Source organism: Natrinema versiforme JCM 10478 (genome assembly GCF_000337195.1).
GTDB classification, from domain to species: Archaea; Halobacteriota; Halobacteria; order Halobacteriales; family Natrialbaceae; genus Natrinema; species Natrinema versiforme.
Genome location: NZ_AOID01000005.1, coordinates 114272 through 126936 on the forward strand (window position 1 = coordinate 114272; position 12665 = coordinate 126936).

The 12665-nt window shown below is 66.2% G+C and carries 9 protein-coding genes; 1 reads left to right on the forward strand and 8 read right to left on the reverse strand.

Features of this window, described 5'->3' with window-relative positions:
• Window positions 1-154: 154 nt before the first annotated feature.
• The 8 genes from C489_RS01445 to C489_RS01480 all read right to left on the reverse strand — a co-directional run bounded on the left by C489_RS01445 (window position 155) and on the right by C489_RS01480 (window position 11205).
• Complete coding sequence (locus tag C489_RS01445; protein WP_006429329.1) at window positions 155-1168, reverse strand: sodium:calcium antiporter; 1014 nt, start codon at window positions 1166-1168, stop codon at window positions 155-157.
• 206 nt (window positions 1169-1374) lie between these two features.
• Window positions 1375-2142 (reverse strand): hypothetical protein, encoded by a 768-nt coding sequence (locus C489_RS01450; protein WP_006429330.1) that lies wholly within the window; start codon window positions 2140-2142, stop codon window positions 1375-1377.
• Window positions 2143-2146: 4 nt separating this feature from the next.
• On the reverse strand, window positions 2147-4804 hold the full coding sequence (locus tag C489_RS01455; RefSeq protein WP_049890487.1) for an alkaline phosphatase PhoX: 2658 nt from the start codon (window positions 4802-4804) through the stop codon (window positions 2147-2149).
• 324 nt (window positions 4805-5128) lie between these two features.
• A complete protein-coding gene (locus tag C489_RS01460; protein ID WP_006429332.1) occupies window positions 5129-5548 on the reverse strand; it encodes a hypothetical protein in 420 nt (139 codons plus the stop codon).
• Between the two features lie 173 nt (window positions 5549-5721).
• Window positions 5722-7410, reverse strand: coding sequence for a histidine kinase N-terminal 7TM domain-containing protein (locus C489_RS01465; protein ID WP_006429333.1), 1689 nt, complete (start codon window positions 7408-7410; stop codon window positions 5722-5724).
• Between the two features lie 135 nt (window positions 7411-7545).
• A complete protein-coding gene (gpmI, locus tag C489_RS01470; protein ID WP_006429334.1) occupies window positions 7546-9114 on the reverse strand; it encodes a 2,3-bisphosphoglycerate-independent phosphoglycerate mutase in 1569 nt (522 codons plus the stop codon).
• Window positions 9115-9227: 113 nt separating this feature from the next.
• The gene (locus tag C489_RS01475) at window positions 9228-10781 is read right to left on the reverse strand and encodes an HTTM domain-containing protein (protein WP_006429335.1); all 1554 of its coding nucleotides are present in this window, start codon (window positions 10779-10781) and stop codon (window positions 9228-9230) included.
• A gap of 145 nt (window positions 10782-10926) precedes the next feature.
• Window positions 10927-11205 (reverse strand): hypothetical protein, encoded by a 279-nt coding sequence (locus C489_RS01480; protein WP_006429336.1) that lies wholly within the window; start codon window positions 11203-11205, stop codon window positions 10927-10929.
• Window positions 11206-11329: 124 nt separating this feature from the next.
• Here C489_RS01480 and C489_RS01485 point away from each other — a divergent pair, with 124 nt between their 5' ends.
• Window positions 11330-12607, forward strand: a complete 1278-nt coding sequence (locus C489_RS01485) for a DNA double-strand break repair nuclease NurA (RefSeq protein WP_006429337.1) — start codon at window positions 11330-11332, stop codon at window positions 12605-12607.
• The last annotated feature ends 58 nt before the right edge of the window (window positions 12608-12665 follow it).

The following is a 12665-nucleotide window of genomic DNA, read 5'->3' on the forward strand; positions in this document are numbered from 1 at the left end:
GTTATTAGGCGAACCGGTTCGGTTCCGGTCGTACAGTAGCCACTGAACCGATTCAGACACTGATCGCAACGCAGTCCGGCGATCAGGTGTCCAGTGAGTTTCAGTGGCGACGAAACTTGTCGGTCAAACGGTCACCGGGGCTCTCGGCCCCGACTCAGAGTTCGAGCACGCTGACGATCCGGAGGCTCTCGAGGACGACCCACCCGACGAACAGTCCGTAGGTCACCAGCAATGCCCACGCTTCCCGACGCGAGAGGTACATCCCGGTTCGCGAAATCGCGAAGAACGTGATCGTCGCGAGGACCAGAAACCCCATCATTGGGACGATGTACGCGAAGTTGATCGTCAGCGACCCCGCCACGAGGACGCCGACCGGGACGGCGACGAGCAGGTCGAACGTGTTGCTCCCGAGGACGTTCGCCAGCGTGACCGTCGGCCGATCGGCCCGCGCCGCCGCGAGACTGACGAAGGCGTCGGGCAGGCTCGAGCCGGCCGCCACGACGGTCAACCCCCAGAGGAACGACGGCGTGCCGAACGCGTCCCCGAGCCCGATCGCGGCGCGGACCAGCGCCTCGACGCCGACGACAATGAGCACTAACCCGAGCCCGAATTGGAGCCACGTCGGGACGAGCGCGATCGAGTCGTCATTAGTCTCGTCGCTCGCCGCGGCGTCGAGGTACTGGGTGAACAGGTAGAGGCCGTACAACCCGAGGGGAAACAGCGCGAGCGGTCTCGAGACGGATCCCCTGACGAGGTCGTCAGCGCTGTCGACGGGATTGTAGATGACCGCGAGCGAGAACGTCAACAGCAACGCGGCGACCGCGAGCATGTAGAACAGCGACTCCTTGTAGACCAGTTCTCGCGTCGTGTCGATCCCGCCGCCGACGAGGACCGCGAGCCCCGGGATCACGAGGAGGTTGAACACCGCCGAGCCGACGATGGAGCCGACGCCCAGTTCGAACTCGCCGTGGAGCAACGTCGCGAGCAACACGCTCGCCAGTTCTGGGGTGCTCGAGCCCACGGCGGCGACGATCGCTCCCTGAACCACCAACGGGAGCCCGTACGCGGCGGCGAGCCCGTTTGCCGACTCCTCGAGCCAGTCGCTGCCCTTCCAGACGACCGCCGTCCCGACGGCGGCGAGCGCGAGCAAGGCGAGGATATCGATCATCGCTGGGAGTCGGCGGCCCGCCGGCGAAACCGGTTCGGAGCGGTCGTCCGCGGTCCGTCGCCCGTCGGAGCGTCGGTGTCTCGGTTCATACGTCCCCGTTATCGCCCGGACGTGTAAACGTCCCTGACTATCCTCTGGGTGCGTTACGGTGAAGAAAACCGACCAATACGACGCACCTCGTCGGCCGAAAAAACGGTCGACCGGCGTCAGCGCGACCGTGCCAGCAGCGCGGCCGCGAGTGCAGCGATCGCCGTGATCGCTGCGCCGCCCGTAAAGCCGGGGACCGAGTCCGATCCGTCGGACTCCGTCTCGTCGCCCGAGTCGCCGCTCTCGTTTTGCGACGCTGACCCGCCGTCGACGGTGAGCGTCCCCGCCTCGAGCGACGGGTCGATGCGGTCGCCGCCGTCCGCGTCGATCTGCAGGTCCGTTACCTCGAGCGCGGTCGAGCCGGCGTCGGTGCCGTTCACTTCGATCGTCGCGAGCGTCACGTCGCTCGCGCCGGGAGTTACCTCGTCGGTGAGGTCGGCGGCTTCGACGGTGACCGACTGGCCGTCGGCGCTCACTATCGGATCGGTCGTCGGGCCGTACCGGTCGGGATAGCTGGCGTTCGCGACAGTCGCGGTTCCCTCGTCACCGGACAGTTCGACGGTGAGTTCGAACCCGGCGAGCCCGTCCGGCGCGTCGGTGAGCGCGATCCGGTGAGTCGCCGTCTCGCCCGATTCGACGGACGCATCGCCGACGACGAGGCCGGGTCCGGCGGCCGTCTGCGTCGCGGGTGCCGTCGTGGCTCCCGCATCGGCGACTGCCAGCGACGCGATCGGGACGAGTGCCACGGCGACCGCGAGCGCGACGAGCAGCGCCGCGGCGGTCCGTTTCCACCGTCGCGACGGGGTCGAACCCCGGTCCGATTCGCCCATCGGTGTGCGTCCCCGGCCCGCCTCGCTGACTGCCGGATCGGCGTCGTGGCGTGCCATCGGCTCAGATTTCGTCGTAGAGTTCGGTGATGTCGTCGTAGTCGATGCGACCGTTGTCGTTGAAGTCGTAGTAGTCGGCGCTGAGAGTGACCGAGTCGTCCTCGATGGAATCGAACAGCAAGACCACGTCGTCGTAGTCCAGTCGACCGTTGCCGTTGACGTCCTCGTACATCCCGTCGCCATCGGGGTCCGTCGGCGTCCGGCCGCTGCCGGGGCCGCCCCCGACCGCCGGCGGACCGGTGACGACGACGCCCGGTCGGGACTGCGGTTCGATGGCGATCCCGTCGTCGTCGTCCAGCGCGTGAACGTCGACCGTGATGTCGGTCGTCCCGGTGCCGGTACCCTCGAGTTCGAGCGAGGCCAGCGTGACGTCCATCGCGCCCGGTTCGATCGCCTCCTCGAGGTCGGCGAACTGGAACTCGACGCTCGAGCCGTCGTCGCTGATCGCCGGGCCGGCGGTGAGCTCGAGCGCGTCGTGGTAGTCCGCGCCGGTGATTTCGGCGATCTCGGTGTGGGCGAGTGAGACGGTGACGCGACCGCCGGCGAGCCCCTCCGGGACCGACGAGAGCGTCAGGTCGGCCGTCCCGGTGGCACCGTGGCTGATCGCGACGGAGTCGACGTGTAGCGACGTTGGGGGCTCGTAGACCCACAGCGCATCGTTCTCGTACGTGCGGCCGAAGGTGCCTTTGTCCTCACAGAGGAGCACCCGGCCGTCGTCCATGACCATTACGTTGTCGACGTTGATGAGCGACTCGTCGAGCACCGACGAGGGATCGCTCTCGTTCGGCCCGACGACGACCGGCTCGAGCCGGGAAACGTTGTAGTCCGCCTCGAGTTCGGCCCGGTAGAGGACGCCGGACTGCACCTCATCGAATCGGATGTCGCCGTTCTCATCGGTCATGGCACCGCCGAGCGAGGAGATACCGAAGTAAATGAAGTCGCCGGGTTCGGCCTCGTCATGGGAATCGATCCCCTCGGCCTTGTTGAACTCGACGCTGGCACCGATCTCCTTGGCCGCGGCGCGGGTCTCGAGGAAAGGGACCCGGCGAAGGGCCTCGTCGACGCCGTCCGGCCCGTTTTCCTCGTACTGCGTTGCCCACTCGACGACCTCCTCGTCGGTGATGTAGTCCTGGTTCCCGTTGATCGCGACCGCCTCGTCGGCTTCCGCGAGCGCGGTCTCGAGGTCGGCCTCCCAGTCGGTTTCGGCGTGGGTCTCGAGGTAGTCGACCTGCGTGACGTCGTCGTAGTCGGCGATCCAGGAGTCGACCTCGGCGTTGCTCGCCGTCCCCAGTTCGAGCCACTCGATCTCGAGGGGGGTCTCTGCGACCGGTCCCTCGCCGATCTCGGCGGCTTTCATGGCGTACAGCGTGCCGCGGACGTCCATCCGGCTGTCGTACTCCGGAATCGGCTCCTCGGCGACGAACTTGTAGATGCCCTTCGCGCCGCCGTCGGAGGCCAGATAGACCGTCCGCTCGTCGGGTAGTACTTCGGGACACTCCCACGCGGCGCGACCGAAGACGTGGTGTTTGACCGGCGTCGGCACGTCGGCGGTCGGCTCGGTGATCTCGACGATTTTCCCGTAGCGGTAGCGGTTCGGGAACTCCTCGTCGCCGATGGGCTGGGGCGTATCGTCGATTTCGACTCCCTCCTCGTCGAGACCGGCTTGATCGATCGGCTCCGCGCCGAGATGATAGGCCATCTTCTCGGTGTTCCGATTGTTATGCAGCCCCATCGGGTACCAGCTGTCCTCGGAGCCGAAGACGTCCTCGATCGACTGCTCGACCCCGAGAATCTTGGGCCGGTTCCAGAACTCGCTGCTGCCGCGGAGGCCGACACCGCTTCCGGCCTCGACGATGTCGCTGACCGTCGCGAGTCCGCCGACGCGCGGATGGCCGTACTCCTCTTCGGCCGACAGCGGCGTCTCCCACGGGCTCAGATCGCCGTAACAGTTGACCTTCGTCCCGCCGATCTCGCGGAACGGTTCAGTATTCTCGAGTTCCATCGCGTTCTCGAGGTCGGCCTGCAAGTAGCCCTCCTCGTCGCGGTAGAGCGGCGTGCGCGTGATCGCACCCGGTCGCGTCTCGTTGTTTGTAAAGAGATAGCCCTCGAGGCCCTCCTCGTCCGTCGAGACGAAGAAGTTCATGTCGGCCTGGTCGCCGACGCCCTCGTACCACGGTTCGGTGATCTCAGCGAGCGGCCGACCGTCGGGCGTCTGCGGGTGGCTGAACCGCTCGGTCCCGCCATTGATCTTGTCGCCCGTCTGCACGAGCAGTCGGTACTCGCCGGCTGCCGAGAGGACCTGTTGTTCCTCCTTGTCAGTTCGGGGTGGCTCGAGTTCGTCGAACTCGTCGTTCGTGCCGTTGAACGTGAACCGGAAATCGTCGAAGACGCCGACGCCACCCGTGTTAAAGGGCTCGAGGTTGCCGTCGTGGGGCCCCTGCAGGCTGTAGAGGAGTTCCCCCGTGTCGAAGACGAACGGCCCCGTTACCTCGGCGCCGAATGCCGTCGTCGAGAACCGATCGATGTTCCCCTCGATATACGGCGCCTCGAGCGTGTCGTGTTCCTCCGGATCCTCGTCTGCCCCCACAAGGCCGACCGTTCCCGCTCCGATTGCCGTTACCGCTGACGATGCCATCAGCTTTCGCCTCGTAAATTCGACCATGCAAACGGATCAACCCCCGACTAATTAATTAGATTTTATAATATTTGGACTTATTATAATGTACTACAAGAGAGGGAACGTTACAGAACATAGCAGACAGAGCACTCTGACACCTATTGAACGCTAGATAGTTGAGAATACGGATCGGAGTCGGTGGCGGCACGGAAGCGGTGATCGACGCGTCTCAGCGCGAGTCAACCGGCTCGAGACTCGCCCGTACGCTCAGGACGGTACCACGAAGTATCGCGGTTCCAGACCTGCAAAGCGATGACCGTGACGAAAATGTGACGGAGACGGTGAGCGTCGAGTCCACCGACGCAGCCGTCAGTCGAGTTCCTGTTCTTCCACGTCGGTCCGGATCGTTTCGGCGCGGTCACGGACCCACGTGAGGTAGCGATCGAGTTCGGTCGGCGTCGACCCGTAGAAGGAGGCGACCCAGCCGCGGTCGGCCCACGGCATCGTCATGAGATAGGCGGCAAGGGTGTCTTTACCCGCTTGGACGACCTCCGGCGGAACGCCGCGCTCGCCGGTGTTTTTCTCGACGAAGCCGTTGACATCGAAGTAGACGTCGGCGTAGAGCCGCGCGTCCTCGAGGTCGTCGAACGCGATATCCGTGTGTTCGGGCGCTTCGAATCGGTAGCGCGGGTCGCCGTCGGCCGCGTCGGTCTCGACGATCCGGACGTCGAGAACGTAGGCGTCGACGATCGACTCGTCTGTGTCGGGGCCGGTTGTGGTCTGGGACATGGTGGAACGGGTCCAGCCGAACCCAGTCCTATCGCAGTATTGAACCTTCGTATGTGGCGTATATATCTCTCGAGAACCCGCCGTTCCGATACAGAGACGCATGAGCTCGTTACGGGATCGCAGAGGTAATCGCGACGGCGACCGGCCTTCGGGTCCCGTACTCCGGTTCCCGATCACGCTGCTGCGTCCGTCTCGACGACGCCGGGGAGCCGAACGGTCGCGGTCGTCCCGGTCTCGTCCGTGTCGAACGCGATGTCGCCGCCGAGTGCCGTCACCGACCACGAGACGATCCACAGTCCGAGCCCGCTTCCGTGTTCCAAGGCCGTCTCCTCGCCGCGCTCGAGGACGGCGAGTTCGTGGTCCGGGATCCCCGGCCCGTTGTCGCGGACGGTGAAGACGGCACTTTGTTCGGCGCTGCCGTCGTACTCGATCGTCACGCGAGGCGTCGCGGCGTCGCTGTGGACGAGCCCGTTCTCGACGAGGTTCGTAAAGACGAGGTCGAACAGCTCCCGGTTTGTCTGCAGCCGGCAGGTCTCGGGAACGGCTACGTCGATATCTCCCGACAGCTCCGCCTCGAGGTCGGCCGCGATCGACGCGAGGGCGTCGCGGGCGGACAGCGTCGCCGGCGAGCGGGCCCCCGTTTCGATCGCTCGTTCAAAGTCGCGGGCCTTTTCGCTCGTCTCGAGAACCCCGCTGACATCGTCGCCGACCGTCTCGAGCATCTCGGCGAGGTCGTCGTCCTCGACGCGGTCGGCGGCGATTCCGACGTAGCCGCGGACGGCGGTCAGATCGTTCCGGAGGTTGTGGCGCAACACCCGGTTGAGAATCTCCAGGCGCTGTTCGCGCCGGCGCCGGTCGGTAATGTCCTGTAAGATCACGGTGTGGCCGACGGTCCGGTCCGAGCCGTCCCGCAGCGGGGACGTCGACACCGCGAACTCCCGCCGATCGCCCCGGTCGGTCCGCGTGAGAACTGCGTTCTCCGCGTCGACGCGGACATCCGTCACCGCCTCGAGTGATTCGCCGAGGACCGCCGATCGCGCGGCGTTGAACAGGGTCTCGGCCGCCGGATTGTAGTCGACGATCCGCTCGTCCGTGTCGACGACGAGAAACGGGGACTCGAGGTCGGCGATCGCCGAGCGGTCGGCCGTGCGCCGAACGGCCGGGCTGTAGGTGAACATCCGTCCGCCGACGAACGCGTAGGTATCGAGGACCACGTGGGGCAGGAACATGACGGCAGAGAGGTTGAGCTGCGGGACGGGGCCGAGTTCGAAGAGCCAGACGAGCAGGGCGATCCCCGGCGGGAGCGTGCTGAACCCGACGGCGAGCGCTTCCGTGCGGTAGAGCGGGCCGTAACTGATGACCGTATCGAACAGGAGCAACGTCCCCGAGGCGGCGAACACCGCCCCGGTCATGATCGCGAAGAAGGCCCACGCGTTGCGATCGTAAGAGACCGTCGCCGCGCCGTAGACCGGTTCGATCCGGAAGCCGCTCCAGACGAGTTCGTGCAACGGGTTCGTTACCACGAGGACCGTCGTGACTATCGGAACGAGCACTAATAACCCGAACCACGGCGTCCGAATGAGGTTCCCGCGACCGGTGTACTCGAGGCCGAAGGCGAGAAACGGGACGCCGGTCCAGACGATGCCGGTCCACGTCAGAACCTCGAACCCCCACCGCAGCGCGGGATCGAAGACGAACAGCGACGCGCCGTAGGAGAAACACCACAGCGCCTGCGCGACGAAGGTCAGGAGCAACCAGTTCGCGCCCGGCCTCCCGCGGTACCGGCGGAGATAGGAGAGCAACAGTAGCGTTCCGACGCCCGACAGGATCGACCCGGCTGCCGGCCACGGAACCGTCACCATGCTACGCAGGGTCCCAGCACAGCGACTTCGGTGTTTCGGCTCGCCGCCGTAACGCGGTCGACGATAGCTGTCGGTTCCGATTCCGGCCCGAGTCGGCCCGCTGGGCCGAGTCGGCCTCGCGGCCGGCCCGGTCGCTCACTCGAGCAGCGACTCGCCGGTCATTTCGGGGGGCTGGTCGAGGTCAATGACCTCGAGGATCGTCGGCGCGATGTCCGCGAGCGTGCCGCCCTCGCGGACGGTTCGGCCCCCGTCGGTCCCGTCAGGAGCGAGGTAGACCAGCGGGACCTCGTTGTACGTGTGCGCGGTGTGGGGGTTCGCTTCGGTTCCCATGTCGTCGGCGTTGCCGTGGTCGGCGGTGACGAGGACGTGTGCCCCGGCGTCCTCGAGCGTCTCGACGAGGCGACCGAGTTGGGCGTCGACGGTTTCGACGGCCTCGATCGCGGCCTTGTAGTCGCCGGTGTGACCGACCATATCGGGGTTGGCGTAGTTGAGCACGAGCACGTCGGGGTCGTCCGATGCGATGGTGTCGATGGCGGTGTCCGTGACTTCTGGCGCGCTCATCTCGGGTTGCAGGTCGTAGGTCGGCACGTCGGGGCTCTCGACGATCTTCCGGATCTCGCCGTCGAACTCGACCTCGCGGCCGCCGTTTAAGAAGTAGGTGACGTGGGCGTACTTCTCGGACTCGGCGATCCGGAGCTGGGTTCGGCCCGCGTCGGAAAGCACCTCGCCGAGCACCTGCTCGGGCTGGTTCGGCGGGTAGGCCACGGGGAGGTCGAAGGTCTCGTCGTACTGGGTCAGCATCACGACCTCGGCGTCGGGGGGACTGGTCTCGACCTCGTCCGCCCAGTCCTCGGGCCGAATGTCGGCCAGCATTCGCGTCAGTTGCCGTGCGCGGTCTGATCGGAAGTTGAACCAGACGACCGAATCGCCGTCCTCGAGTGCCGGCTGTCCCTGCTCACGGCTTCGCCGTTCGCCGTTCGAGGCGCGTAGCGCCTCGCTCTCCACGACCGTCGGCTCGACGAACTCGTCGGTCTCCCCGCGGTCGTAGGACGCCTCGACGGCGTCGACGGCCGACTCGGCGCTCCACTCGGCCTCGCGGTTCACGATCGCGTCGTAGGCCCGCTTGGTCCGCTCCCAGTTCTGGTCGCGGTCCATCGCGTAGTACCGGCCCGAGACCGTCGCCACGTCGCCGGTTCCGTGGTCGTCGATCACGTCCTCGAGCGTCGAGAGATACTCCCGGCCGCCGGTCGGCGAGGTGTCCCGGCCGTCGGTGATTGCGTGGGTGACGGCCTCGACGTCGCGGTCGGCCGCCAGTTCGATCAGCGCGTGCAGGTGCTCGTGATCAGAATGGACCCCGCCGTCGCTGACGAGGCCGACGAAGTGCACGCGGCCGTCGTTTTCCCGCACCCGGTCGAAGGCCGCGTTGATCGCATCGTTCTCCCGGAAGGAGCCGTCCGCGATCGAGTCCGAAATCCGCGTGTACTCCTGATAGACGACCCGCCCCGCGCCGATATTGAGGTGGCCGACCTCGCTGTTTCCCATCTGGCCCTCGGGCAGCCCGACGCGCCGGCCTGCGACCTCGAGTCGGCCGTACGACCCCGCGTCAGAAATCCGATCGAAAACTGGCGTCTCGGCCGCTTTGACCGCGTCTCGTCCGCCCTTTCCGAGCCCCCAGCCGTCGAGAATGATCAGCGCAGCGTCCATGTGTTTCCGGTTTCCAGCCGGGGTTACTTAGCTATCGTTGTCCGCCGCGAGCCGGTATCCCCTGTTGTGATTCCGACCGCCCGGCTCGAGCCGGCTGGATCGACGCAACGGGGTCAGTCGTTCTGGATGAACTCGCCCGAGCAGTCGTACTCGAGCAGTTCGTACTCGGCGATGTCCGGCTCGTCGTACGGAGCGGCCCGGTCGGTCAGGCCGTAGACGGTGACCCGTTCGACGCCGGTTTCGTGGGTCTCGTTCCAGCGGCCACACAGGTGGTTGGCGAAGTACGACTGGTGGTTCTCGTTATCGGCGTATCGCATGTTCGAGACGTACTTTTGCCATCGCGCCGTCTCGTAGGTCTCGTCGACTGACGGCGGTCTGTCCCAATTGACGGCCGAGCCGTGGAAGACGTCGGCTTCGGACTCGTTCTCGAGGTCGCCCGGCACCACGAGCCACCGCGCGTCGGAGGTCGGCTCCGGCGCGAACATTCGCCAACTCTGTTCGGCCTGTGCCGTCTCGAGGACGTCCTCGGCGGGGTCCGGAACGTCGGTGTAAGCCACCGCCTCGGCGTTCGAGAGGATGACGAGGGCGAGGAAGAGCCACGGGACGACCGTCGAGAACAGGACCCGACCGCGGTTCGTGACGGTGGCGGCCGACGGCACGGCCGCTCGAGCTGTCGGGAGCAGGGGAACGGCGAGTCGTGGCGCACCCCGCTGGAGCCGCGCGAGCCCGTTGCGGAGGTCGGGCGCGACGCCGGCTCGAGTCGCCAGCGCGGTCAGCCGATCCCAGACGACCGTCGGATAGAACAGGAGCAAGCCGGCGACGGCGATGAGCGGGAAGAGCCCGATCTTGAGCATGACGAGCATTCCGAGATGCATCCCGACGAAACAGGACGCGAACATCGCCCGCCGGTAGCCGGTCAGGACGAGGAGCAGGGGCGACAGCAGGATGAGCGCCATCCAGGCGTAGGCGGCGACGCGCAACAGGAGGAACTGTTCGGCGAGGACGTTCCCGAGCAGGACCGTGAGGTGGTCGGCCTGGAAAATCTCGACGAGCGCGTCGCCGTTCATCCACACGTCGCTTCTGGTCTTGTGGATGGCGTTCGTCGCGTACATCAGCAGCATCTGCAACAGAATCGCTATCGTCCCGATGGACGCCACCGTCGACCGGTCCCGATCGATCCGGCGCGCGTCGATCGACCACCGCTCGCCGAGCGGGAGGAAGACGCCCCAGAACAGCAGCATTCGCAACAGCACGTCGCCGCTGTTGAGCACCATCGGATTCCGGATATGCAACGAGACCAAGAGGAACCACGAGACGGCCGTCGCTACGCGGGTCCGGTAGCCGACGGTCAGAGCGAGGCCGAAGCAACCGGCGATGATGAACAGGACCGCCTGCACCCACGGCTCGCCGGAGATCGCGTGGATGGAATACACGGATGAGTAGTCCGAGAACAGTGCCCGCAGCGGGAGGACGCCGGCGTCCGTATAGAACGCCCTGAGGTTTCGGGCGCGGAGTGCCAGATCCGTGATGATCAACAGCCCGACCGCGATGCGGAAGGCGGCCAGCGCTCGCAGATCGATCTCGAACCGTCGGTGGACGGCTCGGGAGGCGCTATCCAGAGCGGTCGTCAGTCGATGCCGCGCGTCGCTGGGGAGGACCTGATCCATCGTCTTCGTGTTCGCTCTCGGGTCTCGTATCGACCGGCGTAAGTTTGGTGTATACTGAAACGTCTCTTTTGCCGGTCGTCTCCCCGTTGACGCGGGCCGGCGGCAAATCCTCGAGCGGCCTCGATTCTCCCGCGTCGAGAAGATCTCAGTGCGACGGTCGCGTCGCGTCCCCGTCGTGTTCGAAGGTCGTCCCACAGTCGCCACAGGTCGTCCCCTTCCCGGGCTTAACACGCTGTGCGAACACGGCACCGCACGCGTCACAGATCATGAACAGGCGGTGTTTCGGTGCGACCCCGGCCTCGAAGTCGGCGCGGATCCAGGCGTCGGGGTTGTCTTCCTCGTAGAGGGTGATGCTGGAACTGTCCTGTCGCCAGTTGATCGCACGATCGTCGCGGGTGATAGCGGCCGATTCTCGCTCGGACATCGAGATACTAGCAGCCTCGAGACGCCCATATATACGTTTTCTGATAGTTTTTTACCCGGCCTCGAGTTAACGTCCGGAGCCGACGACCACTGGATTTTTGCGAGTCGGGTGGGTGCCCCCTGTCATGACGCTCGATCCGGTCCACTTCGACGGTATCGCGCGGCTCGCGAGGCGGATCGACCACGGGACCGACGAGCGCGACCGGCGCGCCTTCGCCGAGACCGTCTGGGAGGAGTTCCTGGACCCGCTGGTCCACGACGGACGGACGGTCCTCGAGCCGATCGACGAGCGAGCCCGCCGGGTGGTCGACTGCGAGGCGGTCGCGTTGCGCGACCGCGAGTTCCCGACCGAACACGGCCTCGACGCGGGGACGATCAACCCGACGACGTTCAAGAACGGGCTCGTCATCGACATCGCGCAGGCGGCCATGAGCGCGACCCCGAGCGATCTCGATCTCCACCGGTCGCGGACGACCGTGATGACGGTCCACTCGAACGACGAGACGATGATGGTCGACGAGACGTGGGGCAAATTCGACGAGGGCTACAGCCGGAGTCGCGCGGTCAAGATCCCGCCGCTGCCGCGCTTCGCCGAGGGCGTCGTCCACGCGCTGGCGCTGTACCTCGCCGAGAGCACGCACGCCCGCGACCACGCCGACACGGTGTCGGACCTGCTGGTCCTCGACGGGCCGCTGTACCCGCGGGGCCTGCTGCGCTGGGCCGACCAACACCCCGATCTCGCCGACTTCCTGCTCGATGACCCCCGGCCCACGACGGTCCTCGAGAACTACGTCCGGCTGGTCGAGGAGTTCGTCGAGCGGGACGTTCCCCTCGTCGGCTTCGTCAAAAACCCCGCGACGCGGGTCCTCACGCGGACGCTGAAGTCGAAACGGGACGTCGACGTCAGCATTCCGTGGAGCGACGATTCGGCCCTGTTTACCCGCCTGCTCGAGCGCGGCGAGTACGTCGACGACATCGACGGCGACCGCTGGGAGCGGGACACGTCGGCGCTAACCTACACGAACTGGTTCCGGTCACGGGGCGGCGTCGACCGGCCGCTGTCGGCCGACGGCGACGCGCTCGGCGTCGACCGTCGCCTCGAGCGCGAGGCCTACGAGGTCACCTTCTTCGTGATCTACGACCCGCGCGATGATCTACTGTATCGGATCGAGGCCCCCTACGCGTTCACGAAGGACCCGGAGACCCGCGAGCGACTCACGATGCAACTGCTCCAGGACGTTGCCATCGCCCACGGCCCGCCCACGATCGTCGAGAAAGCTGACGAACTCGCCCGGATCAGTAACGCGGAGAAGGCCTCGCTCCGGGAGACCCTCGAGGAGCGATTCGACGCGGCACAGGATCGGACCTACGACGACCACCGGTGGGACGAACAGCCGTATTAGCCATCGCCAGTGTGGTGGCTACGCTGGTCGATCGGCGGGAAAACGGAGCAATCGAATC